This is a genomic window from Pseudoalteromonas sp. HL-AS2 (genome assembly GCF_031198805.1).
Taxonomy (GTDB): Bacteria; Pseudomonadota; Gammaproteobacteria; order Enterobacterales; family Alteromonadaceae; genus Pseudoalteromonas; species Pseudoalteromonas nigrifaciens.
The window spans coordinates 2,560,691-2,585,621 of record NZ_CP133571.1; the positions used below are offsets into that span (position 1 = coordinate 2,560,691).

General features: G+C 37.8%; 22 protein-coding genes and 1 pseudogene. 16 read left to right on the plus strand and 7 right to left on the minus strand.

Features of this window, described 5'->3' with window-relative positions:
* Window positions 1-40: 40 nt before the first annotated feature.
* Window positions 41-916 (plus strand): endo alpha-1,4 polygalactosaminidase, encoded by an 876-nt coding sequence (locus RB215_RS11920; protein WP_208834257.1) that lies wholly within the window; start codon window positions 41-43, stop codon window positions 914-916.
* A gap of 32 nt (window positions 917-948) precedes the next feature.
* Here RB215_RS11920 and RB215_RS11925 read toward each other — a convergent pair whose 3' ends face one another.
* Complete coding sequence (locus RB215_RS11925; RefSeq protein WP_011329098.1) at window positions 949-1,422, minus strand: VOC family protein; 474 nt, start codon at window positions 1,420-1,422, stop codon at window positions 949-951.
* A 186-nt stretch (window positions 1,423-1,608) separates the two neighbouring features.
* Here RB215_RS11925 and RB215_RS11930 point away from each other — a divergent pair, with 186 nt between their 5' ends.
* The gene (locus tag RB215_RS11930) at window positions 1,609-1,995 is read left to right on the plus strand and encodes a lipoprotein (protein WP_011329099.1); all 387 of its coding nucleotides are present in this window, start codon (window positions 1,609-1,611) and stop codon (window positions 1,993-1,995) included.
* Window positions 1,996-2,035: 40 nt separating this feature from the next.
* Entirely contained in the window at window positions 2,036-2,398 is a 363-nt protein-coding gene (locus RB215_RS11935) for a DUF1971 domain-containing protein (RefSeq protein WP_089368711.1), read from the plus strand.
* Window positions 2,399-2,501: 103 nt separating this feature from the next.
* On the opposite strand, the gene RB215_RS11940 is transcribed toward RB215_RS11935, so the two are convergent.
* Window positions 2,502-3,626, minus strand: coding sequence for a glycosyltransferase family 4 protein (locus RB215_RS11940; protein ID WP_226898012.1), 1,125 nt, complete (start codon window positions 3,624-3,626; stop codon window positions 2,502-2,504).
* Between the two features lie 229 nt (window positions 3,627-3,855).
* On the opposite strand from RB215_RS11940, the gene RB215_RS11945 reads away from it, so the two are divergent.
* The 6 genes from RB215_RS11945 (at window position 3,856) to RB215_RS11970 (ending at window position 14,526) form a co-directional block, all read left to right on the plus strand.
* Window positions 3,856-5,205: an L-cystine transporter gene (locus RB215_RS11945; RefSeq protein WP_089368713.1), complete on the plus strand. Its 1,350-nt coding sequence runs from the start codon at window positions 3,856-3,858 to the stop codon at window positions 5,203-5,205.
* 241 nt (window positions 5,206-5,446) lie between these two features.
* A complete protein-coding gene (locus RB215_RS11950; RefSeq protein ID WP_011329103.1) occupies window positions 5,447-6,043 on the plus strand; it encodes a DUF6515 family protein in 597 nt (198 codons plus the stop codon).
* A 120-nt stretch (window positions 6,044-6,163) separates the two neighbouring features.
* Complete coding sequence (gene gss / locus RB215_RS11955; RefSeq protein ID WP_309217166.1) at window positions 6,164-8,032, plus strand: bifunctional glutathionylspermidine amidase/synthase; 1,869 nt, start codon at window positions 6,164-6,166, stop codon at window positions 8,030-8,032.
* Window positions 8,033-8,326: 294 nt separating this feature from the next.
* Entirely contained in the window at window positions 8,327-8,842 is a 516-nt protein-coding gene (gene dps / locus RB215_RS11960; RefSeq protein ID WP_011329105.1) for a DNA starvation/stationary phase protection protein Dps, read from the plus strand.
* A gap of 851 nt (window positions 8,843-9,693) precedes the next feature.
* Window positions 9,694-12,633, plus strand: a complete 2,940-nt coding sequence (locus RB215_RS11965) for a TonB-dependent receptor (RefSeq protein ID WP_309216478.1) — start codon at window positions 9,694-9,696, stop codon at window positions 12,631-12,633.
* Window positions 12,634-12,786: 153 nt separating this feature from the next.
* Entirely contained in the window at window positions 12,787-14,526 is a 1,740-nt protein-coding gene (locus RB215_RS11970) for a SulP family inorganic anion transporter (RefSeq protein WP_011329107.1), read from the plus strand.
* 63 nt (window positions 14,527-14,589) lie between these two features.
* On the opposite strand, the gene RB215_RS11975 is transcribed toward RB215_RS11970, so the two are convergent.
* Together RB215_RS11975 and RB215_RS11980 are read right to left on the minus strand one after the other, a co-directional pair.
* Window positions 14,590-15,300: a VC0807 family protein gene (locus tag RB215_RS11975; RefSeq protein ID WP_011329108.1), complete on the minus strand. Its 711-nt coding sequence runs from the start codon at window positions 15,298-15,300 to the stop codon at window positions 14,590-14,592.
* A 173-nt stretch (window positions 15,301-15,473) separates the two neighbouring features.
* The gene (locus RB215_RS11980) at window positions 15,474-16,376 is read right to left on the minus strand and encodes a LysR family transcriptional regulator (protein ID WP_011329109.1); all 903 of its coding nucleotides are present in this window, start codon (window positions 16,374-16,376) and stop codon (window positions 15,474-15,476) included.
* Window positions 16,377-16,477: 101 nt separating this feature from the next.
* Between RB215_RS11980 and RB215_RS11985 the strand changes: the two genes are divergently transcribed.
* The 3 genes from RB215_RS11985 (at window position 16,478) to RB215_RS11995 (ending at window position 18,366) form a co-directional block, all read left to right on the plus strand.
* Window positions 16,478-16,816, plus strand: coding sequence for a multidrug efflux SMR transporter (locus tag RB215_RS11985; protein ID WP_011329110.1), 339 nt, complete (start codon window positions 16,478-16,480; stop codon window positions 16,814-16,816).
* Complete coding sequence (locus tag RB215_RS11990; RefSeq protein WP_011329111.1) at window positions 16,813-17,139, plus strand: SMR family transporter; 327 nt, start codon at window positions 16,813-16,815, stop codon at window positions 17,137-17,139. Before RB215_RS11985 ends, RB215_RS11990 begins: the two co-directional genes overlap by 4 nt.
* A gap of 249 nt (window positions 17,140-17,388) precedes the next feature.
* A complete protein-coding gene (locus tag RB215_RS11995) occupies window positions 17,389-18,366 on the plus strand; it encodes a GGDEF domain-containing protein (RefSeq protein WP_179808123.1) in 978 nt (325 codons plus the stop codon).
* 392 nt (window positions 18,367-18,758) lie between these two features.
* Here the strand turns inward: RB215_RS11995 and RB215_RS12000 are convergent, their stop codons facing one another.
* On the minus strand, window positions 18,759-19,097 hold the full coding sequence (locus tag RB215_RS12000) for a YajD family HNH nuclease (RefSeq protein ID WP_086997751.1): 339 nt from the start codon (window positions 19,095-19,097) through the stop codon (window positions 18,759-18,761).
* A 366-nt stretch (window positions 19,098-19,463) separates the two neighbouring features.
* On the opposite strand from RB215_RS12000, the gene RB215_RS12005 reads away from it, so the two are divergent.
* Entirely contained in the window at window positions 19,464-19,772 is a 309-nt protein-coding gene (locus tag RB215_RS12005; RefSeq protein WP_179808122.1) for a hypothetical protein, read from the plus strand.
* Window positions 19,773-19,824: 52 nt separating this feature from the next.
* On the opposite strand, the gene RB215_RS12010 is transcribed toward RB215_RS12005, so the two are convergent.
* Together RB215_RS12010 and RB215_RS12015 are read right to left on the minus strand one after the other, a co-directional pair.
* Window positions 19,825-20,439 carry an ACP phosphodiesterase gene (locus RB215_RS12010; RefSeq protein WP_011329116.1) on the minus strand — a complete coding sequence of 205 codons (615 nt, stop codon included), beginning with the start codon at window positions 20,437-20,439 and terminating at the stop codon, window positions 19,825-19,827.
* Between the two features lie 530 nt (window positions 20,440-20,969).
* Entirely contained in the window at window positions 20,970-21,944 is a 975-nt protein-coding gene (locus tag RB215_RS12015) for a transposase (RefSeq protein WP_309216484.1), read from the minus strand.
* Window positions 21,945-22,195: 251 nt separating this feature from the next.
* Here RB215_RS12015 and RB215_RS12020 point away from each other — a divergent pair.
* The 3 genes and pseudogenes from RB215_RS12020 to RB215_RS12030 all read left to right on the plus strand — a co-directional run.
* Window positions 22,196-22,291 (plus strand): annotated as a pseudogene (locus tag RB215_RS12020) (RNA polymerase sigma factor); the annotation flags it as partial.
* Window positions 22,278-22,901, plus strand: a complete 624-nt coding sequence (locus RB215_RS12025; protein WP_309216486.1) for a hypothetical protein — start codon at window positions 22,278-22,280, stop codon at window positions 22,899-22,901. The pseudogene RB215_RS12020 and the gene RB215_RS12025, both read left to right, overlap by 14 nt.
* A 308-nt stretch (window positions 22,902-23,209) precedes the next feature.
* Complete coding sequence (locus RB215_RS12030) at window positions 23,210-24,877, plus strand: reverse transcriptase domain-containing protein (protein WP_309216487.1); 1,668 nt, start codon at window positions 23,210-23,212, stop codon at window positions 24,875-24,877.
* Window positions 24,878-24,931 lie beyond the last annotated feature (54 nt).

The window sequence follows — 24,931 nt, forward strand, 5'->3', positions numbered from 1 at the left end:
TCAGCTAAATTAATAACTACTAATACCGTTTGAGTATGTTATGTTTTTGTCTTTATTTAATAAACAAACCGCAGGCCACTGTGTTATATTTTTACTGCTAATCAGTATTAGTAGCTGCGGTGAAAATGACAATACACCAGCAACTCCCTCTAGCCAAGTCGAGCCTGCAATTGCCCCTATTACTACCGGTAACTGGTATAAACCCGCATTGGGGAGCACCTGGCAATGGCAGCTAACTGGCACAATAAATACTAACTACAATGTTAATATTTACGACATAGACCTATTCGATTCCCCAGTACAGTTAATACAAACATTACAAGCTCAAGGTAAGCGGGTTATTTGCTATTTTTCAGCGGGTTCTTATGAATCGTGGCGAAGTGATAAAAGCCAATTTTTAATCAACGAATTAGGTAACTCTTTAGCTAATTGGCAAGGAGAGCGTTGGTTAGATATTCGCTCACCTAATGTGCAAGCAATAATGGCTAGTCGTCTAGATTTAGCAGTACAAAAAGGATGTGATGGCGTAGAGCCCGATAACGTTGACGGCTATATGAATAATTCGGGCTTTAATTTAACTGCAAACGATCAGCTTGTATTTACTCGCTTTATAGCAAATCAGGCGCATACTCGTGGCTTGGCGGTTGGCTTAAAAAACAATCTTCATCAGGTAAATGAGCTGCATAGTTATTTTGATTTTGCAGTAAACGAGCAATGCTACGAGTATCAAGAGTGCGAATTACTCACCCCTTTTATAAATAGCAATAAAGCTGTTTTTCATGTTGAATATAATAGTAAGTATAGTAATGGTAGCGCTGAACTAAACAATATGTGTGATGATGCTATTAATAGGCAATTTAATACACTGGTTTTGCCAATAAACCTAGATGACGAATTTAGGATTAGCTGCTTGTAAAAGCCTTGTTTACTTACCTTTATTTTATAAAGCTAAGCATCTTGATCTTTACTCATAAGATCTACCATTCTTTTTCTGAGCTCTTGCTCATTAATGTCTTCTTTATGAGTGCCAATGGTCCATACGTGGCCAAAAGGATCTTGCAGCGTACCTGCTCTATCACCATAAAACTGATCATGAACGGGGCGTATTTCTTTCGCTCCTAACGCAATGGTTTTTGCAAATACCGTATCTACATCATCAACATACAACATTATGCTTACGGGTGTACCGCCTAGCTCTGTAGGGCTTTTAAAATGAACATCTGGGCACATATCTGAGATCATAATATGTGAATTACCAATTTTAATTTCTGCATGAGCAATGCCGCCTTCAGGCATAGGCATTTGCATAACTAGCTGCGCATCAAAAGCGGCACAATAAAAATCAATTGCTTGTTGCGCACCGTTTATAATTAAATAAGGGGTTATTGAATGATACCCTTTTGGAATAGCTGATACCGCCATGTTGTGCTCCTCGTTATATGCTCTCCTTACAAAGGTTAGTCTAAAGTGGCAAACAATATAAAATAAACACGTATTTATTTATCAATATTAGTGGCACTTATTTGCAAAATTATTAGTAAATTTTGCTAGTATCTACCACTTAATAATATTTACTGATACGCTGCATATTTAAACAAAAGGACTAACATGAAAAAACAAACAACACTTTTTATAGCCACTGCGTTATTCGCACTCGCGGGTTGTTCAACTTCAGTGCCAATTAAAAACTTTGAACAAAACCTTATTCCACAAACATCTAAAATAATTAATAACACAGCAGATGTTGAAACAGGTATTTTAAAAGCCTGCATTCAACTAGGTTGGCAGTGTGCTCCTGTTAGTGAAGGTAAAATAAAGGGAATTCTTAATATTCGTACTCATCAATTAATCGTTAATATTAATTATGACAAAACAGCCTATTCTATCAATTACCAAGATTCGACTAACCTTAATTACAACGGTAGTAAAATACATCGTCAGTATATTAATTGGGTAACTAATTTAATGCGCCATATTGATGCTGAAATGATTTAAACTTTTATATTTGTTTCACTAATACAAAAAAGGAATTGTTATGAGTCACTTAACTATACCAAGTCACTGGAAAATAAAACGCTCCACTCACTTTTTTACTAAAGATAACATTCCAAAAGCGTTACTTACTCACCACAACACAGCCGAGGGTGTGTTTGGCCAAATTTGCGTTATGCAAGGCACTGTTACCTTTTACGGATTTGCAAATGAAGCCGCCACAGAGCCTGAGCAAACTATTGTAATTAACGCGGGGCAATTTGCTACCAGCCCGCCACAATACTGGCATAAAGTAGAGCTAAGCGACGACGCGCAATTTAATATCAACTTTTGGGCCGAAGCCGATACAGGCAATAAAGCCCTGTTTAAAAGTTCACGTATTCATAGCAAACCTATTTTAGATTAATACCACTTAAAATAACTAATTTACGTACAAACAAAAAAGCACCTAACATTTAGTTAAGTGCTTTCATAAATAACGGTGCAATTAATGCCAAATGCACTGCATATTAGCCTTGTTTATGTTTGATCATATCAATCCAATCTTGCGCCCAATTTTCTTTAGAGCACACTTTCGCTATTGATGTTAACCCGTTATATGCCAACGTTTTACTTTGCTGATAGTCATTCAAGCTAGTTGTTAGCGCTTGGGTAAACTCGGCAGTATTAGGCATCACTAATCGACCATTAAAACCATTAATTATAAGATTAGATAAGCCTCCAACGTTACTACTTATAACCATACAACCTGCGGCCATTGCCTCTATCATAGATAACGAAGTACCTTCTGAACCTAGTGTTGGAATAATGGCAATGTGTTGGCGTTTATGTACGCTAAAGCTTTCATTTGGTCCGTACTGCATTAATTTCACTTTTACTTCATTAGCAAATAGTTCTGTTAAATATGGTTTTAATGGCCCATCTCCGGCAAAGCTTACTTGAATATTATATTGCGGTAAAAGCTGCTTAATAATAGGTGCTATTAATTTAATACCACGGTAATCAACAAAACGACGAGCAATAATAATATTTAGTGTTGCGTTATCATCTGACCATTTTTTGGCAAATTCACTTTCGCTAATTTTTTCACTATAAAAGTTATAAATAACCTTCATATGTTGCTGCTCAATATTAAACCAAGTGCGATACCAGTTAACAAAGTTATGATCTACACACACCAAACTGCAATCTGATTTTATATAGGATAAATATTTGTACTGACTTAATAGCGAGGAGCAATATTGTGATATGGCTGATTTTGCTGCGCGAGGTTTATCCCAAGATATACCATGCTGAATCGCTAGCGTTTTATAATCAGGCATTTTTACTGAATAAGAGTCGGTAGCAAAAATAATAATATCGTTATTTTTGTCTGCATTTTCACTGACCCAGTTTGCAAGGGCGATTTTTTTTAAGTTACCGCGATATAAACCGGTAGTAACGCTATGAATAGTGTACTGGGGAGTAGTTAAGGTAAACGCTTTTTTAGCCGGTTGTACTATATGACATGGCCAACCTTGGCGAGTAAAAACATCGCACAAACTTAAGATATAGTTTTCAATGCCACCAATGGTATGCATAGTGCCGTTATGATCAAACATAGCACGGTAAATAATATAAATATTAGGCATCATATATCCTGACAAACTTGTTTAGTTTGCTGCAATTACAGCGATTACTCTTTTGGTAATATAACATTTAGCCATACATCTTTGAAGATATTTACAAACGCTTGCTATCCCTTATAACCAAATATTAGCAATACATAACAATTTCTTCTAAGTCATAGCGAAAGTGTATTTTCTTAAATAAGTTTAAAGCGTTAAAGTGCGCCGCTAAATCACAGCTAATGAAGAGGATATTATGTCGCTTGCTGTACTATTAATGCTGGCATTGTTTGTTGGTCTGTTATTCGCGATTTATCTTTTTTCGCAAAAAAGTAAAACGTTATCACGCACCGTTTTATTTGGCCTAGTACTGGGCAGTGCTTTTGGTTTGGCTTTACAGTTTTTATTTGCCGAACAACCCCAAGTTATTAACCATGTTTTAAGTTGGGTTGCCGTCGTTGGTAAAGGCTATGTTGGGCTATTAAAAATGGTCATTATGCCTTTGGTATTAGTGTTTATGATTGCCGCGGTAGTCAAACTTGAAAACCAAGGCTCTTTAGGTAAGATTTCATTTGTAAGTATTTCTATTTTACTGGTTACCACAGCCCTTGCTGCATTGGTTGGTATTGCGGTTACTTATGGCTTTAACTTAAGCGTAGAAGGATTAGTGGCCGGCACTCGTGAAGCGGCACAAATGACTACTTTAGAGAGTAAAGCGGCTAATGTTGCTAACTTAAATGTGCCACAAATGTTGCTTAGCTTTATTCCAGAAAACCCATTTGCCGATTTAAGTAATACACGTTCAACCTCTATTATTGCCGTCGTTATTTTTGGCGTGTTAATAGGCATTGCAGCACGTAAAGTAATGCTAGAGCGCAGCGAACTTACAGCGCCTATTCGTACTGGTGTAAACGCTTTACAAGCCACTGTAATGAGCTTAGTTAAAATGGTTATAGCTTTAACGCCTTACGGTGTTGCAGGATTAATGGCGAATGTAGTCGCAAACTCAAGTGGTAACGACATTCTTAATTTATTGGCGTTTATTATCGCCTCTTATGTCGCTATTTTATTAATGTTTGTTGTGCACGGCATACTGTTAAGCCTAGTTGGGGTTAGTCCAAAACATTATTTTACTAAGATTTGGCCAGTAATGACCTTTGCTTTTAGTTCGCGCAGTTCAGCGGCATCAATTCCAATGAACATAGATACACAAGTAAACCAACTTAAAGTTCCCCCAGCTATTGCTAATTTATCAGCCTCTTTTGGTGCTACGATTGGACAAAATGGCTGTGCAGGTATTTACCCTGCAATGCTAGCAATGATGGTTGCACCTAGTGTGGGAATAGACCCGATGACTTTTGAGTTTATTCTACCCTTAATAGGTATTGTAGTGATTAGCTCTTTTGGCATTGCCGGTGTAGGCGGCGGCGCAACTTTTGCTGCGCTAGTGGTATTACCAACAATGGGATTACCCATAGAAATTGTTGCGTTACTTATATCAATAGAACCATTAATTGATATGGCACGTACTGCGCTTAATGTGTCAGGCTCTATTACTTCAGGTGTGATCACCAGTAAAATAATGAAAACGCCACAGCAAGACTAATTAATAATTAAGCCCAGCTTTGCTGGGCTTTTTATACTGCGCTACAGTTATATATAAAACCCGCAAAACAGCCCATAATCAACCACTTTCCTGTTCATTTAGCATGCTCAAACCCTACCAACAAGCATTTTAGTTATGTAAACATATGTAAAGCTTTGTGTAATTACAGCCGCTATCAGTTGCTATTCAGTTTCAGGCTCTAATATCGGTTATGTATAAAAAACATAAGCGAGACATTACTATGAAACAAATAACTGTGAAACTAACACCTATAAAGCTAAACACTATTAACTTAACTGTTTTGTTAGCAGTGTTTTTAACACTTACTATGCTCTCAAGTAACGCCTTTGCAAATCCGCAAAATGTACATAACAAACACCATAAACCAGGTAAAGTGATACGTCATATTCCTAGTAATAGTGTATCGGTACGTTTTAATGGTGCAGTATTTAATACCCATAATGGCACTTACTATCGTAAACACAGCAGAGGCTATCGAGAGGTAATGCCACCAAGAGGTTTACATATTAGATCACTGCCTAGATACCACTCACGTTTAAGGCATCGCAATAACACTTATTATACCTATCAAAATGTATATTATATTGCCGAAAATAACGGCTACACAGTAGTAGATACGCCTAAAATACAGGTTAACCGAGCAATCAAAGTAAATAACAGCAACAATTATAAGCTTGGGCTGTTTTACGACTCGCTACCAACGGCAGCAAAGCCCGTAACTATTAGCTCGGTGCAGTACTTTAAATATGATGACATTTATTTTTTACCGCAAGTTAGTGATGATGTAATTAAATATCTCGCTGTTAAACTCAATTAATACTGTCTTTATCTGTCGCAAATAAAAACCTAAATAAGGGCATAGCATTTTATCTTGCTATCAAGCTACTTCGCTCCTATAGTCAGCAGATTATAGGCCTTTATTTTGAACAAACTTGTTATGAAAACTAGCACTCCAGCTCGTGATTTTGGTGAACTATTAGGTTACGCACCTGGTAATGTTGCTGTTTACTCGTCTGACTATGACTCTGCCGACGAAAGCATTTACCCTAACCGCAGTGCCTATCGCAGTTATTTAGATGGCATTTATATGGGTTATAAATGGCAGTGCGTTGAATTTGCTAGGCGCTGGATGTATCTCAATCATGGTTATATTTTTGATGACATAGCCATGGCTTACGATATTTTTGAGCTACGCTCAGTACGTGAAGTTAACAGCCAAAATAGACTTCCCTTACAAGCATTTAAAAATGGCGCAAAGCATCACCCTCAAGTTGGTAGTTTACTTATTTGGGAAGAAGGTGGTGAGTTTGAAGAAACCGGCCATGTTGCCATTGTAGTAGAAGTTCACCCTGATAAAATTCGTCTTGCTGAGCAAAATGTTGGCCATCAAACATGGCCACAAGGTCAAAATTGGTGCCGCGAGCTTAAAGCTAAAATAACCAAAGATGGCGACTATTGGATTGAATGCTCTTATAACGATGCAACTATTTTAGGCTGGATGACCCAAACTGATCAAATTGAACACGCAGAACCTACCACTGAAATAAACACCGATTTATTTACAATCAAATCTAATTACATTGCCGATACAGGCCAAGCTGCAAAGTCATGGTTAAATATTGCTAATGATGACGAAGCCGCCTATGTAGACATGATGCAAGGCCACAAGCTTACCTCCAATGCAGAGGATCAACATAGCTACTTTACTATTTCACACACAACCCAACAAGTCATTGAGCACGCCACTAATGAGCTGCATGGCTTATTTATGCATGCCACCGATTATGTGTTACAGCACCCTGAGCTATTAAAAAAGTTTAATTTACCTGAAGTAGTACTCAATAAAATTCGTCAATCGTGGGATAACCGCTTAAATCAATTGATCACCAGTCGCTTTGACTTTGCACTAACCCCCGCAGGCTTAAAAGTGTATGAATACAACTGCGACTCCGCTTCGTGTTATATGGAAAGCGGTAAAGTTCAGGGTAAATGGGCAAGGCACTTTGGGGTTAAAACGGGTATTGATGCAGGCCAAGACTTATTTAAAGACTTAGTAAAAGCATGGCGAAAAAGTGAAGTAAAAGGTTTAGTTCATATTCTTCAAGATGACGAGCCAGAAGAGCATTACCACGCTTTATTTATGAAAGAAACAATTGCGGCAGCAGGTTTTGAGTGCAAAATTATTATTGGTTTAAATACTCTGTCTTGGGATGCCTTTGGCAATATTATTGATGCCGATGGCAATAAACTTAATTATGTATGGAAAACCTGGTCGTGGGAAACTGCACTTGAGCAAATTCGTGAAGAATGCGAGGCTGATCAAGCTCAAAATCATAATTTTGAGCCGCAATGGCAAGCAGGAGCAACCCCGCGGTTGGCTGATGTATTATTGCGTAAAAATGTCATGGTTTTTGAACCACTATGGACACTGATCCCCAGTAATAAAGCAATCTTACCGATGCTGTGGAGTTTATTTCCTAATCATAAATATTTGCTCAATACCGCGTTTGAGCTCAGTGATGAATTATTACAAACCGGCTATATAGTAAAACCCATTGTTGGCCGCTGCGGAGCAAATATTCAACTAGTCGATCAGCAACAACAAACCATTGAGGAAACCGCCGGACACTTTGCATCCCAAGAGCAAATATATCAGCAATTATTTGCGCTACCAAAAGTAGACGATTACTTTGTACAAATATGCAGTTTTACCACAGCAGGAAAATATTCTGGTGCGGGTGTGCGAGTCGATAAAAGCATGATTATTAATGGCAATAGTGACTGTATGGCACTGCGGATTGAATAACTCGTCAAATTAATAAACAATACTTTGCGGGCTTAGTTTTAGGGCTTAGCATTAAATATAATAGCTAAGCCCTTTAGCTATTATATTTATTACACTGTGCATAATTTACAAAAAAGTGCATAGTTTTCAAATATGTAATATTTAACATCATTCTTCCCCTCATATTGAAAACCCTATCTGATTGTATATAAACAACTTTATTTAAAATCCCTTCTCGGCATGGTGATTGCTTTAAATAAAGTAAAGTATGTTCATATAGTAATTAATGGGCAAAATAATTAAGTAGGAGAAATTATGAGTAATAGTAACAAAACAGCTAAATTTACCGCTCCAGGTATGAGTAACGATTCAGCAGAAAAAACTATCTCTACACTCGACAATCGTATGGTTGCGCTAATTGACTTACAACTTACCCTTAAACATATTCACTGGAACGTAGTTGGCCCTAATTTTATTGGCGTGCATGAAATGCTAGACCCACAAGTTGCGGTTGTACGCGAAATGACAGACACCATTGCTGAGCGCATCGCAACGCTAGGTGGAGTACCTGTTGGTACGCCAAAATCAATTGTTGATCGCCGTACATGGGACGAGTACTCAATTGGTAAAGCCCTCGTTACCGAGCATTTAAGTGCACTCGATAATGTATATAGCGGTATTAATAGCGATCATCGTAAAGCCATAGATACGCTTGCTGATCTTGATCCGGTTTCTGAGGATATGATCACCAGCCAACTAGCTGAGCTAGAGCAATTTCAATGGTTTATTCGTGCCCACCTTGAATCATCAACAGGTGAACTACAAAAGTAGGTGCACTATTATAACTGGCATACATAGCTAAATATTTATTGTTAGTTAATAATTTAAAATTAAGAAAAGCCCGCATTATTAATAATGCGGGCTTTTTAAGTGCTAATAACTTACTAAAATAATAACCTACTAAAATAATTACACATCATACATAGCAAAGTATCTGCATTTTGCTCTTAAAAAGTTTACCCCCAAGTAGCCATTAAATAATGTCACGCTCAGCAAATGCATAAAAAAGAACCTCACCCAATTAACCCCTCGTACATCTGCATTTAAATTTTATATTATTATTACCAGTCGATATTTTATTTATATCAGCAATTAAATTGGTTAACCAAACCAATTTTAAACTTAAAATAAAAACTACAAAGCCATTACCAGTAAGTAATTTACATTTCTTATTTTAAATAAACGCCTCATACCTCCTCAGTAAGTTAATTTCTTTTTATCGCCTTGGTACTTATCAGCACTTTCTTATCTAAAACAATGAATTTTTTTATAGGTTAAAACCCCAATCTTCCCAAATAAGTAAGGTTAAACTCACCTTGCTTTTAAAAATCATAATTAATAAATAGCAATAACAAACCTATATACCAACATTAAATTAAACTTTTTAACTGCGATTACAAAATAAATTAAAAACATAACTTGTTAAATTTGTTAAATATTAAATAAAAAGAAACCAAAATTGTAATACCAAATTCACACTACTGGTAAACAAAGCTTGAAATTAAAACTTAATTGGACTAATTTTAACCACACTTTACGCATTACCAAAAAAAGTAAAACGCTGAAAAATTGGTAAACCAAAGCGCATCATCAACACACAATTACCCAAACGGGAGAGATACATGAAGCTTAATCGAATTACTTCCTCACTAATCAATAAACAACATAAAAGTAATCCTGCACTTATTAGCGCGGCCGCACTTATTTTAATGACATCATCTACTTTAGCTGCACAAGAGTCTGAAAACACCTCAGCCACAGCAGATAAAAACATAGAGGTTATTGAAGTAAAAGGAATTCTTAACAGTATGAAAGCAGCTGCAATGCTTAAACGTACTGACGGTCGTATTGTTGATGCTGTTGTTGCTGAAGACATTGGTAAATTACCAGACAATAATATTGCCGAAGCCCTGCAACGTATTACTGGTGTATCTATTAATTCTGACTTTGGTGTGGGTGATAGTGTTTCGATTCGTGGTTTACCGCAAAACCGGGTTGAATTAAATGGTCGCTCTACTATTGGCGATTCTCGTGATGGCATTAGCCTTCAAGATTTTCCATCAAGTTTCTTAAAAACAGTAGAAGTTGTTAAGTCGCCAACTGCCGATATGATTGAAGGCGCACTTGGTGGTACGGTTAGTTTAAGAACGGTTCGCCCATTAGAATTAGATAAACTAACAGCGGCCATGTCATTAGATGCAGAATATGCAGATAAAACCGAAAACGTAGCGCCTATTTTCAGTGGATCTGTTGGTAATAATTGGGATTTTGATGAAATAGGCACGTTTGGTGCTATTGCTATGTTTTCATATCAAGATCGCGAAATTCGCCAAGACGAAACGTCTAGCCGCGTAAAACCTCAAGACATAGTAATTAACGCTCAAGAAGGAAACACACCAAGCGGTAACGCCATCGTCAGAGATGAGCACAGTATTGAGCAATATGTAGAAAAACGTGAACGTACTGCTGTAAATTTGTCACTCCAGTGGGCACCACACTCGGGTAATGGCATGGTATACCTTGATTTAAGTGGTACTAAGCGCTCTGGTGAGCAAGCTGGTAACTCTATTTTAGGTGTAGCAGGTTCACTATCAACAGATGCAAACACCACACAAGACGCTAACGGCGTAAATAACTATACGTTAACTAACGAATTTGGTATTCCTAAAACATACAGTGATTTTCGTGATACTGACTCGTTTTCAAATGCACTTGGTGCAGAATGGAGTCTTACCGATAGCATCAAAATTTCTGGTGAAGTTGCTGTTGCATCCTCTGAAAGCATAAGAGCAGACTCAGAATTTACATTGCGTCCAATCGAAAAATCGACGTTTGAAGCCAGTGGCGGTGTTGATTTAGTAAACCATTTATATGATGGCGCATTTTCACAAGACGGTAATCGCTTACCAAGCATTATACACTCAGATCCAACTGCATTTACTAATCCACAAAACTTAGCATTAAGAACATTCAAAAGCGAAGATAGAAAAACCAATAATGATGAAACAGCGGTTCGTTTTGATATTGAAATGTTTGAGCCGTTAAGCAGTGCAAACTGGATCTCTAAAGTAAAAGCAGGTGTTCGCGCTACTAAACGCGATTACGAATATGAACAATACAAAGTAGAAATTAAAGATATTTATAAAAACGCTATTAACGACTCAGATGGGTCATTAGCAACTTTATGGGCCGATGATTATAACGCGCTGTTCCCTGGCAGCTTTACAACTATGAGCCACGATAACTCTTTTAATCAACTGGGTCACTCTGGTCAAAACGATCTATTAACATTCCTTACTTATAATGGCTTATCTAACCCAAGTAATACGTATGCTCAATTACAACAACTATTAGCAGGCACTAATTTAGCGTCTACTGGGAGCTTACACGACAATCAAGAGTTTCAAGAAAGCGCATACAAAAATGTAGTTGAAGACACCGCTGCAATTTATATATCGGCTTATTTAGATTTTGATAGCGTTACAGCCATTGTGGGCGCTCGTTATGTAACAACAGATCTTGAGTCAAGTGTTTACCAAAACGGTGTAAAAGTGACAGGTGAAAATGATTACACCGACTTTTTACCTAGCTTAAACGTGACATATAACTATTCAGACGAAACACTATTTCGCTTTGCTGCAGCAAAAGTTATGCGCAGAGCCGACTTTAGCGAGCTAAGCCCAGCATTTGACGTAAATAACGACCGAACGGGTGCAACTCAAGGAGCTATTGATTTAGAACCATACCGCGCAACCCAATACGACTTATCTGTAGAGCATTACTTTGACGAAGGTAACGTATTGTCTTTTGCACTATTTTATAAAGATGTTAAGTCATTTTTAAGCAACGAAAGCACGTGTGTTGCCTCATCAACTACCGCTGCACTGCAAAACGTAACACAGTGGAACCAAGTATGTCAGCTTGATACTGCCGGCGTATCTCAAGATAATATGGTTTACTCTGATGCAACTAACTATCCTGTAGATGCTGATGGTTTTAATCACGTTGCGGGCCTTAGAGATGCAGGGCTTACCGGCATCGATACCGTTAAAAATATTAACGGTGAAAACGGCTCTGTTCAAGGTTTTGAAGTAGGTTACCAGCAGTTTTTTACAAGCCTTCCGGGTGCGTTTTCTGGTTTGGGTATTAATGCAAACTACACTTACGCAGACAGCGAACAGCCAAACGGCAACCCATTATTAGACATTTCTAAAAACACTTATAACTTACAAGTATTTTGGGAACACGAAGGTTTCTCTACTCGCCTTGCTTATAACTACCGTGACGGTTTCTTAAGTACTGAAAACGAAAAACGCGTAGAAAACATTAACTCTAACGGCAGCATTTCACAAGACGGTACTGTTTATGGTAATAATTACCGTGATGACAGAGGCCAGTTAGACTTTTCTGCAAGTTGGGACATTAACGAAAACTTTACCCTAGTAGGTAACGCAACAAACTTAACCGGTGAACCTTCAATCTACCTATCTGAACTAGGCGGTGCTTGGAAGTACACTGAGGCGGATCGCCGTTATAGCTTAGGCATTCGCGCTAAATTTTAATTTTCCCTGAAGGCTAAAGCCTGCTTTTATGCAGGCTTTTTTATGCCTAAATAAAAGTAGCTTTATATTGCATAAAAAACCCACTCCCTAGCTATACTTATCTTAATATAAAACTTAATATCAAAGAGCAATTACTATTAATAAGGAAAGGTAGTGCTGTCGCGTTTATATAATTTTATGCCGGGTTTAAATACTTTACTTCATTATGAACGACAATGGTTTGCTGATGATTTAAGAGCGGCATTATCGGTTGCCGCCGTGGCGCTACCCGTTGCTATTGCTTATGCACAGTTAACTGGTGTTAATGCTGCAGTTGGGCTGTATTCCTGCATACTACCCATGATGCTATATGCACTTTTTGGCACCTCAAAACAATTAATAGTTGGCCCCGATGCAGCAACCTGTGCAGTTATAGCTGCAGTAGTTACCCCGCTTGCCGCAGGCGACAGTTTTAAGCACTGGCAGCTAGTTGTAACCATGACCGCCATGACTGGTTTTTGGTGTTTTATAGCCAGTAAATTTAAATTAGGTGTATTAGCAGACTTTTTATCTAAGCCTATTTTAATGGGCTTATTAAACGGTGTAGCCATAACTATCATTGTGGGTCAGTTTTCTAAAGTATTTGGTTTTACCTTTGATGAAAGATACCTACTTGAACGCTTAGGGGGGGTGCCCACTTATTTATCACAAACCCATATTCCCACTTTATTAATGGCCTTATTTACTGTGGTTATTTACTTTGTTATGAAACGACTAAAGCCTACATGGCCCGCATCAATGTTTGCCATTACCTTGGGCGCAATATTAGTGTGGTTTTTTAATTTAGAGCAATTTAATATTAAAACCATAGGCACAGTAACCGGCGGACTGCCGGTATTTAACACCCCTGTATTTGATATTGGTATTATTCGTGAACTAGTTGTGCCGGCACTTAACTTAGCCATAGTGAGCTTTGTAAGTATGATGCTAACAGCGCGTAGTTTTGCCGCAAAAAATGGCTACGACATAGATGCAGATAAAGAGTTTAGAGCCCTAGGTATTGCCAACTTCGCCTCTGCGTTGTCGCAAGGTTTTGCTGTAAGTGGCGCCGACTCTCGCACCGCGGTTAACGACGCTAATGGCGGTAAAACGCAATTAGTGTCGATTATAGCCGCCACTATTATTGCTATTATTGCTATTTTTTTAACCGCCCCGCTCGAGTTTATACCTAGTGCAGCACTCGGCGTGGTACTTATTATTGCCTCTGTGCATTTGTTAGATTTAAAAGCGGTATGGCAACTAAAGTTTAAAGATAAGCAGGCGTTTTACCTTGCCTTAGCCACCTTGTTTGCAGTGCTGTTTATTGGTGTTATTCCGGGTATTACGCTTGCTGTATTACTGGGTTTATTTCAATTTATTCGCACCGTAATGCGCCCTACCGACAACATATTAGGCGTAGACATAAAAGGCGTGGTAAGAAGCTTAGATGCCACCGATAAAGCAAAAGCCGTGCAAGGGGTATTTATTTACCGCTTTAATTCGCCATTAACTTACTTTAATGCCAGTTACTTTAAACGCAGATTACTTGAGCAATACGCAAAACAAAAAGACGATACCCAATGCGTTATTATTGATGCCGTACCTTGCTTTACCCATTTAGATTTAAGCGTTATGGCCATGCTTGCCGATTTAGACGTTATATTTAAAAAGCGTGGCATTAGCCTTGAGCTAGCAGGTAGAAAACGCCAGCTTCTATCGTGGTTTGAAATTGCCGGAATGGTATCGGGTAAAAATGGCATTTATGTTCACTCCGATCTATATGTTGCGCTACAAAAAAATAGCGTAAGCCAGCCTACCGACGAAGTCGCCTTATTTGAAGCTCATACCAATGAGGCAAAACCCGAGCCGCTATAAACGCAAAAAGGCTTACAACACATAGTTGTAAGCCTTTTTATACTAAAAACTTAGTAACTTAAATTACTGTGAATGAACCATTTGTTCAAACTTCATGCCGGTTAATTTAGTAATTACTTTAATCACATAAAAGAAAATACCAATCATTGCCAACATAGACGGAATAGCAATAATAGGGTAACTGAGCAAGGTCATTTCACCAAGCTGCTCGTTAAACTCTACCGTACCCGCAGGGCTGGTCACTATCCACTTAGCAAGCACGTAATTCATAGTTGATGAAAAAGCAAAAGTAAGCGCTAAAATATAATTAGCCTTGGTAATTTGCTGCTTAAAACGCTGGGTATTACCGCGCGCATCTAACGTATCGTAAATTACATCTAACTTAAATAAAATCGAGTTTAACAACACCTTTGCCAATAATGGCTTACCAAAAAAACCCGACATTAAAACAGTCAGGCCAATAATACCCGGTATAGCCGCTTCTTTTATTGCCAACCATTCTACATTAAGCTCAAACAGCGCAATGCCACCCGTTAATAAAGTACTTAAAAAACCTAATAATGAAATAAAATTTAACGAGCGTGCTTTAATAAAATCATAAATACCGTAACCCACAGGAAATATAAGCGCGACAATTAACCCTACAACGGTTCCTAAATATTCAGGCCCCGAAAACTTCATTAAAATAATTGAAGGCACTATAATATTAAAAACGACCTCAAATAATGGATTGTTTTTTTTACCTTTACTGTTATTTTGACCACTGGTTGTCATTCGTTACTTCCATTAATATATTATTGCTAAGACGAAAAGAGCACCTCTTCGCTACTGCCAAAGGCTATAATACTCGCAATACCTTCGCCATTCTAGCTTGTCGTTTTTGTATTGATTAAAAAGCCGAAAGGGAGCAATTATTTTTTGTGTATAAGTGCACAAACAGCCCTCTATTACGCAGGCAAACTCATATCGATGCCAGGTAAAGCCACCATCTGATCGCTAATAAGGCGGCGAATATCACGAATTATTGGCTGCTCGTTTTCAACTACTTGCTGCGATATAGCCACATACCCATGCCACGAAACATTATAGCCATGAGCAATGCGCGCCACCTCTTGTGGTTGAAACCCTTTTAATAATGGCTCTGGCACATAGCCCCAACCTAGCTTGTCGCGTATTGCATCCCTAATTAACTCAAAGCTACTTAACGCAATATCGTAACGCTCAGATACATTAGTTTGAATGTCACTTTGGCTTAAATCTAAATAAGCAATTTGCGGCACACTGGCTAAGTCTTCATTACTTACATAGCGCATTTGCGTTAACGGATGATCTTTGGCAATAACCATATGCAATGCCACCCAGCCCAAAACTTGTAAAGGTAGCTGAGTATTTGCATACAAGCTCTGATCTAAGCAACAAGCTAAGTCCATAAAGCCCTCTTCAACCATTTGCTGCAACGCATTTGCACTCGCATAGTGCATTTCTAACGATATACCTGGGTAGCGCTTGCGAATACTGCGAATAATTTCGCGCCAAAAGGCTTCGGGTAAAGCATCATCACGGCCAATAACTAAGCGGTGTGGCAGTTGCTCGTCATCGTGCAGGCAGCGGTGCTTAATACTCTCAGCAAGGTTAATTAAGCGAATGCTATCGTCAATTATTTTTTCACCCGCGGGGGCTAATTGCATACTATTACCAGTGCGAATAAATAGCGCAGTACCCAACTGATCCTCTAGCGTCGATAGCGCCATACTCATAGTGCTACGATTAACCGACAAGCGCGCTGCCGCCTTAGCAATAGAGCCGGTTTGTGCAATCATCACAAAGTACTGTAACGACTCTAATTTCATCAAGCCCCCTTAGTGTCAATTATTTTGACTCTGAGCAATTATAGTATAAAAATAATAAGCAGTATTATACGCACAATGTTTTAGTATTAAGAGCAGGAAAAATGCATTGGATATATTTAATAATAGCTGTAACTCTTGAGGTTATAGGTACAACAGTAATGAAGTGGCTGGTAAACGAAGACCAGTTACTATTAGGTAGCTTATTTGTAACTTTAATGGTTGGCTTAGCTTATCTTGCTCTTAGCCAAGCCACCAGCAAAATTCCTATCGCACTTGCTAACGCCTTCTGGGAAGGCTTGGGGATGATATTAATTGCATCTGTGTCATTTGTATTTTTAGGCGAAGCTATTTCTATTGGCCAAATGTTTGCACTTTTATTAGCTATTATCGGCATTGTTATAATTAACAGCGGCCACGCTATGCAAGAGCAAAAACAATGACAGTATATTGGCTTTATATTCTTGGCTCAGTAATTTTTGACATTGCCGCCAACGTATTTTTAGAAATGTCGCACGGATTTAAACATAAACGCTTTGGCATACTTGCCATTGTTTTTATTATGGCCGCGTTTGCCTTACTCACCCTCGCTGTGCAAGGCATCCCACTGTTTATTGCCTACGCCACGTGGGGAGCTCTTTCAATTAGCGGTACTGCGCTGGCAACTTGGTTGTTGTTTGGTCATAAATTAAACTGGGTTGTTTGTTTTGGTTTAGCAGTACTTATTTTATCTATTGTGACAATGCAATTAGTTGGCCCCGCGTAAATACCTCTTATTAAAAACTAGCTAAAGTGCTCTGCAGTTCAAGCTAGTTTTTCCTGCTGTTTTGCCTTAGTTAACTTTAGGCTAAACTTCTAACTTAGTTGACTATTTTATAGCGCAACGCTATAACTTGTAACACGTTGCGCTGTGCCAACCTACAAAGTAGTAAATAAAAACTTAAAAGCGCACCGCTTGCTTAAGCTATCACTAGTTTAGGTTTGGCATTATTATACTTATTACCTTGAGGCATTTATGTTCAAGCAACTACAAGAAAAACATCAGCTTTCTATTCTGCTTATACTCAGTATTGTGTCAGTATTTGGTATTACGCCATTTATTATTATTCGTTTTATAGAAAATAACATAGTCGCAGCGCTAATTGACTTAGCCATTGTAAGCGGTATTTTAACCTTAGTCGGTTATGCCCATTACACTAAAAAGCCGCGTGTTATTAGCGCCGTTATTGCATTGCTTGTTAATATTGGCGTTATTGCCATTATAATTACCAACGGCATTAACAGTATGCTATGGGTTTATCCGGTAGTAGCCGTTACGTTTTTTTTAGTTAAACCAATAGAAGCGCTCATACTCACCCTTAGCAATGTGGCAATTATTGCGAGCATACCTAATTTATTCGATGTTATGCCACTAAACTCTTACTTTACAACCAACTTAATGCTAGCTGCCTGTGCTTTTGTATATGCCTCTTTTGGCAACAAGCAGCTTGCTTTACTTGCAGAACTAAACAGTACCGATCCTTTAACCGGCGCATTAAATCGCCGTGCGCTTAACGATGATACACTAGCCGCCATTTCGCGAGCAGAGCGTTATAACAGCACTTATTTATTAGCGTTTTTAGACTTAGACTTTTTCAAAAAGGTAAACGACGAATTCGGCCACGCCGAAGGAGACAGAGTACTAAAGCAGTTAGTGTCAATTACCAATTCACATATAAGAGAATCAGATAAGCTATACCGCTTTGGTGGCGAAGAGTTTGTGCTAATAATTCCCGAAATCCCGCCCCAAGAGCAAGTTAGCTTTATAAACAAGCTACGCGAAACAATAAAAAACGAGTTAAAAACACCTGCGGGTAACTCAGTTACTGTATCTTTTGGTGTTGCAGCTTGGGTACCGGGCACCACAGTTGCTAGCTGGTTTAAACGCGCCGACGATGCTATGTATCAAGCAAAAAAACAAGGCCGCGACTGCGCCGTATTTAGTAACGATTAGGTTCTGCTGACCTTTGCGGATTAAAATTCGTTCAAACTAGGGGCGAGTTAATCACGGCGCGAGGTTTGTAACCTAGTGGGCTCGACAACTGCTCCTGCGTTATTCTACTGGCTTACATCCATGTAAGAATAAGCAAAAACCGAGCAAAGCTTTTGCATCCTGCTCACGCCCCTAACAAAGAGTTAATTGCCCCTAAGAACCCTTCGGGCAGCGCATGTTTGGTATTGATTCTACGTTATCGCCTATTTATGGGGAATAACCACACCACATAGGCTCTGCCTTGCCTAAATACCAAACACACTGTTGCAAATTTAACCTTGAAAGATAAACAGACCCTAAAGCTTTGAAATAAGTAAGCTAAACTAACCACTTGGCCAAAATGGCTTTACCCATTATTTATCTTTGTTTAGCAGCGCCTTTAAGTCGGCAAACGGGTTATGTGTAGCCGCCACCACTTTTTGCTCTGTAGTGCCGCCGTACAACACATATTCGTGATATTTATTATGCTCATTATCATGGCAATAAATACACAATAACTCCCAGTTACTACCATCATCAGGGTTATTATTATGGTCATGATCAATATGATGCACCGTTAACTCTCGTAAATTAGAATACTCAAACTCACGTGCACAGCGCCCACATACCCAAGGGTACAATCTTAACGCTTTAATTCGATAACCTTCTTCTTGCTGCTGATAAGCCTGCATACCACTCGTGGTTTTACTCATTAACTTATTACTACCGTCTTTTTACAATAAGCCCAGATTAGCCTTTAAAAACCACTTTGAACAGCGCCTTTTATTTTAACCACCGAGCTTTGGTTAAGATATTTACTAACACATTGAATAATAATAATGATGTTTAAACTTATTTTCTCTAGCCAGAGATTTTCAGTGAAAATAAGGCGAATTTACGCGTTAATGGCTGGCCTATTGCAAATAAATTCAACGCAGTTAGCGCTGAAAATAGCTGCTTGAGATAAATTTATTATCCAGAGTTTAGGTTAACTATCCTCAAAGTTGTTGCTCACCTAAAAGCTTGGGTATAATGAGCACTTATGGCTGTATTTGTTAGCCTACAACTTGGATAAAACAATGAAAAAACTCTCTGCAGTGCAAATAAAACAGCAAGCGCTTGTCCTTAATATTGCCGATACACTCGAAAAACAAGGCCTAGCAGAGCTCCCTGGTATGCTGCAATGCTGGTTTGACGTTCAATATCACTTATTCCCTGGCTCCTTACTACTGTGCTTTCAATTTGACAACGAGCAAGCCTTAGCTGCAGCAAAACCAGAGTTATTAAAATGGCAAAAGCGCTTAAGCGCAGCCATGCTAAAAAAAGGCGTTGTTTTAAAAGATATGCGTAAACATTTAGTATTTACATTAGAAGCACCCGATTGCTAAATCAGGTTTATTACCGAGGATAAAAAGTAGATTCGGGGATTAAATCCCCCGACTATAAAGTATAAAACCCACGGATGTTTTTAGCGTTTTCAAGATTAAACTGATTTACATGCGTAATCAGCTCAGGGAAAAATGCTAAAAATACAACATTCAATTCATCATAATGCTTTGCTATATCATCAACAGCACCAGCAAAGGTATTAGTAAAGCGAATGCGCTTGGCTATATTATCAAGTGCTAGCCCTACCCCATCAAGGGTTTCGTACTCTTTAAACCAATCGTTGTCGGTCATGTGTTTTACAACGTGCTGCATTCGCGGCGGCATTACAGGCATACGCTTATGCAAAAGCGCAAAGCTAGTTTGTTTAAAGTCGTTTAATGGCTGTAGATTATATTTTTGCCAATGCATAATTAAAAAGTGATCAAACACCACATCAATAGCCACCCCTGCAAAACGCTTACGCTTAGGTGAAAAATACTGTTTAGCCTCTTTAACTATAGGATGAGAGTCAGTAAATTTATCCACTAAATAGTGATTATCGAGCGCATTCTTTACCGTTATAGGTATCTGGTTTAAATGCCGTTGACCACCAAAGTCGCCCAGTAAATTACCAAAGTGCGAATCGGCCGTAGGCTGTGCTAAATAAAGATGAGCTAAATAATTCAACGTGTTCTCGGGTTTGGTTAATACCTTTTAGATAATAACGCAGTTGTAGATGAAATTCATATAAAGGAAAAGTGAAAGGCTTTAAGCTTCAAGGGAATGATATTTTAGTTCGTGATTTTTTCACCAATAAAACACAGACTCCTGCGCTCCCCATAAAAAAGACAACACAAACCTGCTCCCCACCCAATTACAATTATGTTTGATTAATTCAGTAAAGAGTCAGCCCTATTTTGCTATCAATGTTGCTGTATTTTTTCGGTACTGCATGAGTCATAAAACGCCTTGCTTAACCTTAACTATTAAACCTGAACTCTGGTTAAGAGATTTACTAACGTATTGAATTATATTTAATTTTATTTACTCTAGCCAAAGGCTTTCAGTGAAAATAAGGCGAATTTACGCGTCAATAGCTGGCCTATTGCAAGTAAATTCAACGCAGTTAGCGCTGAAAATAGCTGCTTGAGATAAGTTTATTATCCGAAGCTCAGGTTATTAAGCTCACAGAGGCACAACACGTTATGGGTTTGGGGTCAAATCTTGACTTCACACATCAAGCTATCTCGCAGTTTTTCGAATTGTAATTTGACCTTATCATCTTCAATTATTAACTTATTTAGCCTACATACCGTTTGAGATATGGCTGAATAATGTTGAACATTAAAAATAACGGCTAACGCTTTTAAATTTTGCCCAGTTAAATCTTGGCATAATTTAATAGCAAACATACGTGGCAAGTTTTTCTCTTTTCGCCCTTTTTTAACCGTTACAATATCATGTGTATCTATACAAAAATATTTAGCTAAGTAATCAATTACATCATCCGTTGAGCGTTTTTTAATAACAATACTTCTTTCGCTATCTGGTATTGCTATATACCCCTTTATTTTTTCAATAAATGCGTCACAACCCAAAACTGAAAGTAACTTTTTAGCGCCATAAAACGTAATTACCTCTTTATTATTTTCATATTCAACAAACTGTTTGTACGCAGCATATTTACGATTTTTTCCTTGAAGCGAAAATATAAAGTCTCGAACTAGCCATTTTGGCGTCGCTGTTTTTTTGATGAAAGCTGAATAGCTAGACCATTTATAGTCAATAAGTACATCTACTAACGGTGTACTTGTTTCTATTGGGTTACGATGTATATAACGGCTAACATGTAGTAAGTAATTATCAGCATCCACCAGCACCGCCTTGTAGCGACCTCTAAACAGTGCACCATCTGTATTATGTGCTCTATTAAAATATTGCGTATAGAGGCCATTAATATGCTTCATGGCTCTGCCTAAATTTGCATCTGGGGTTTTTATTAACAGGTGGTAATGATTGGTCATTAAACAATACGAATGTACTTCAATATTAAAACGAAGGCTTGCTTGCTCAATGCAGTATAAAAAATACTTAAAATCGTCATCACTCAAAAAGGTATTTTCACGCCCTCTTCCGCGATTCATCACATGATAAAACGCATTTTCATACTCTATTCGCAGTGGTCTAGACATAATAATAAACTCAATGAGCAATAAACTATAAATCTAGACCATTGATGTATGAAGTCAAGATTTGACCCCTTTGGTTTTTAGTCATCACTCAAAAAGGTATTTTCACGCCCTCTTCCGCGATTCATCACATGATAAAACGCATTTTCATACTCTATTCGCAGTGGTCTAGACATAACAATAAACTCAATGAGCAATAAACTATAAATCTAGACCATTGATGTATGAAGTCAAGATTTGACCCCTTTGGTTTTATAACGCAAAGCAACCTTGAGACCATTAAAACAAGGCTGCGCTATGCCAAACAAAACCTTAAACGTTTATTAGGAGCAAACAATGAACAAGCCTGATGAGCCGCTTGATCAAAAGCTCACACAACATTACAAAGAGCGAAAAGCGCGCACAACACTTACAAGCACTCAGCAAAAAGCGCTAATTAAAAAGGCCACGCATACAAAGCCTAAAAAGTTCGGCTTTACGCTACAGCTAACCAGCCTTGCCTGCGCACTGGGTGTATTTGCTTTTATTGTGTTTGATAATAACGATGGCATTAACCACGCGCCTAAAACTGTGCTTAACAGCGCATTTAACACTATAGACATTCACGACTATTCAATTATTAAAACACACGAAATAAATCAAGCAGGTAGCTACGCAAGCTCTATAAACGAGCAAAAACACGCGCTTGATAATCAATTAGCTAATGATTTACGCCGCTACCAACAACGCCACATAGAATACGGCACTCTAGTGAAGGTAGATAACGACTGGTACATAGCCAGCTGTAATGACGAGGTGCTAGTGCAAATTAAGCAGTCACTGTTGAATGATTTAAAGGGTAAACACGCGGTTGAAAGTAATATAAATACCGGTGATATGCTCGCCATGGCGCATAACGGCAAAGGGCAAATTATTGCACTTAAACATGCGGGGGCTGGGGTTAGGCAGTGTGGGGCTTAGGTGGTAATTAAGTGAGTTGCTTCATTTACCACTTAAAACATAAAGATATTAATGTTTCAAATAAATTTTTAGTTTTTAATCAATAACTAATAGCATTCGAAGACTTCAATTATCTTAATAACTATGGTAATTTGCTTTTAGGTTGGGGAGGACGATTTAATTTTCCAGTGCCATCGGTCACTGATAATAAACAATGGCAATTTTGCCTCTAGGTCTCCTTACGTTGCTGCTAGTTGGCGGCGCGGGTAAAGATAAAACCCTTCCCAACCATTTATATCTAGGAATAAAATTTAAAAAGGATCTTTATAGTGTTCGGAAATATTTATCCTCCATCCAAATTAACACAATGTAAAAGTGTAGAACAACTATATACTTTCTTACATTGTGACCCTGAAACAACATCTAACTTTCTTTATAGTAACAGGCTTAAATATCGCCTGTTCACAATTCCTAAAAAAAATGGTAATACTCGAATAATCTCTGCTCCGATTAAAAAGTTAAAAGAAATACAATATAAAATTAAAGAGGAGTTAGAAAAATACTATAAACCTAAAAAAACAACTCATGGTTTTATATGCGAGCGTAGTATTAAAACAAATGCAAAGTCACATGTTCGTAAAGAATTTGTGCTCAATATAGACTTAAAAGATTTCTTTGATACTATTAATTTTGGAAGAGTCAAAGGGTTATTTGAAGGACCTCCTTTAAATTTAAGTCATGGCGTAGCAAGCGTTTTAGCTCATATCTGTTGTAACGAGGGAAAATTACCACAAGGGGCTCCTACATCTCCAATTATTTCTAATATGATCGCCTATAAATTGGATATACAACTCAGAAACTTAGCCATTGACAACTCATGCTCATTTACACGTTACGCCGATGACATTTCCTTTTCATTTACAAATAAAATTCATTCATTACCTAAACAAATTGTCTTTTTTAACACAGAAAGAAAAATTATTTTAGGGAACCAGCTTCTTAAAATAATTAAGCTCAACGGTTTTGATATAAATGAGAAAAAAACAAGAATACAACACAGGACACAGCGTCAATCAGTTACCAACGTAACAGTAAATGAAAAACTTAATATAAATAAAAGGCTTATGCGATCCACATCTGCATTATTAAATGCAATCTTAAAATATGGACCAGCGTTAGCTGAAAAAGAACACTTTGAAAAATACTATGATGGCTATATTTCAGAACGACATAAAATTAAAATGTTTTCCACACCAGGAAAACTAATTTTGCAAAAGGTACGAGGTAAATTAAATTTCATCCGCTCAATTAGAGGTGAAAACTGTGATGTCTGGCGCAAAATGATGTACAACTACACACTTGCAATAGGAGTTCCCAACGAAACATACAATAAGAGTTGGCTCGATGTAGCCGCAGAATCGACTATTATAATTAATAATTTTGATAATTTTGATAATTTTGCTCAAGGGAGTGGTTTTCTCTTAAAAGGCATAGGACTTATCACTAACCACCACGTTATAGAGGGGGCGACGGACGAATCAATTGAGCGAGAAAATTTAGAATTTAAATGGTTAGTTCAACCAAAAAATAAATTTATTTTTGCAAAATTTATTAGTTACGATAAACAAAAAGATATTGCAATAATAGACCTTGGGAATGGTCAAGATTTAATACGCCCTTTACTCGTTGAGCCTGCCCCTAATTATGAAAAAAACACAACTGTATATACCATAGGTTACCCTAATCATCATGAAGGAGAAATTGCCACTATTATTGAATCAAAAATCATAAATAAACTTATGTGGCATGGTGAGGAGAGGATAATAATAGATAAACTTATACTTCATGGAACTAGTGGCGGTGTAGTTTTAAATACTGATGGCAAAGTAATTGGTATAGTTTCAAATGGTAATGAACAAGGGAAAACAGCAACAAACCCTAACGGTTTTATCCCAATCAGTACTCTAATTAAATACTATGAAGAGTTGTCTAAATAAAATTTCAAAAAAATAACCCTCAAAAGAAAAATAGATTCAGGTTTTGTTTCTTAC

Excerpts from the sequence above, each read along its gene's own strand:
- RB215_RS11940 (WP_226898012.1), bottom strand. The coding sequence starts at position 3,626 with ATGATGCCTAATATTTATATTATTTACCGTGCTATGTTTGATCATAAC.
- RB215_RS11935 (WP_089368711.1), top strand. The coding sequence starts at position 2,036 with ATGAGTCACTTAACTATACCAAGTCACTGGAAAATAAAACGCTCCACT.
- RB215_RS11925 (WP_011329098.1), bottom strand. The coding sequence starts at position 1,422 with ATGGCGGTATCAGCTATTCCAAAAGGGTATCATTCAATAACCCCTTAT.
- RB215_RS11995 (WP_179808123.1), top strand. The coding sequence starts at position 17,389 with ATGTTCAAGCAACTACAAGAAAAACATCAGCTTTCTATTCTGCTTATA.
- RB215_RS12005 (WP_179808122.1), top strand. The coding sequence starts at position 19,464 with ATGAAAAAACTCTCTGCAGTGCAAATAAAACAGCAAGCGCTTGTCCTT.
- RB215_RS12000 (WP_086997751.1), bottom strand. The coding sequence starts at position 19,097 with ATGAGTAAAACCACGAGTGGTATGCAGGCTTATCAGCAGCAAGAAGAA.
- RB215_RS12025 (WP_309216486.1), top strand. The coding sequence starts at position 22,278 with ATGAACAAGCCTGATGAGCCGCTTGATCAAAAGCTCACACAACATTAC.
- RB215_RS11920 (WP_208834257.1), top strand. The coding sequence starts at position 41 with ATGTTTTTGTCTTTATTTAATAAACAAACCGCAGGCCACTGTGTTATA.
- RB215_RS11990 (WP_011329111.1), top strand. The coding sequence starts at position 16,813 with ATGACAGTATATTGGCTTTATATTCTTGGCTCAGTAATTTTTGACATT.
- RB215_RS12015 (WP_309216484.1), bottom strand. The coding sequence starts at position 21,944 with ATGTCTAGACCACTGCGAATAGAGTATGAAAATGCGTTTTATCATGTG.
- RB215_RS11985 (WP_011329110.1), top strand. The coding sequence starts at position 16,478 with ATGCATTGGATATATTTAATAATAGCTGTAACTCTTGAGGTTATAGGT.
- RB215_RS11980 (WP_011329109.1), bottom strand. The coding sequence starts at position 16,376 with ATGAAATTAGAGTCGTTACAGTACTTTGTGATGATTGCACAAACCGGC.
- RB215_RS11950 (WP_011329103.1), top strand. The coding sequence starts at position 5,447 with ATGAAACAAATAACTGTGAAACTAACACCTATAAAGCTAAACACTATT.
- gss (WP_309217166.1), top strand. The coding sequence starts at position 6,164 with ATGAAAACTAGCACTCCAGCTCGTGATTTTGGTGAACTATTAGGTTAC.
- RB215_RS11975 (WP_011329108.1), bottom strand. The coding sequence starts at position 15,300 with ATGACAACCAGTGGTCAAAATAACAGTAAAGGTAAAAAAAACAATCCA.
- dps (WP_011329105.1), top strand. The coding sequence starts at position 8,327 with ATGAGTAATAGTAACAAAACAGCTAAATTTACCGCTCCAGGTATGAGT.
- RB215_RS11930 (WP_011329099.1), top strand. The coding sequence starts at position 1,609 with ATGAAAAAACAAACAACACTTTTTATAGCCACTGCGTTATTCGCACTC.
- RB215_RS11945 (WP_089368713.1), top strand. The coding sequence starts at position 3,856 with ATGTCGCTTGCTGTACTATTAATGCTGGCATTGTTTGTTGGTCTGTTA.
- RB215_RS11965 (WP_309216478.1), top strand. The coding sequence starts at position 9,694 with ATGAAGCTTAATCGAATTACTTCCTCACTAATCAATAAACAACATAAA.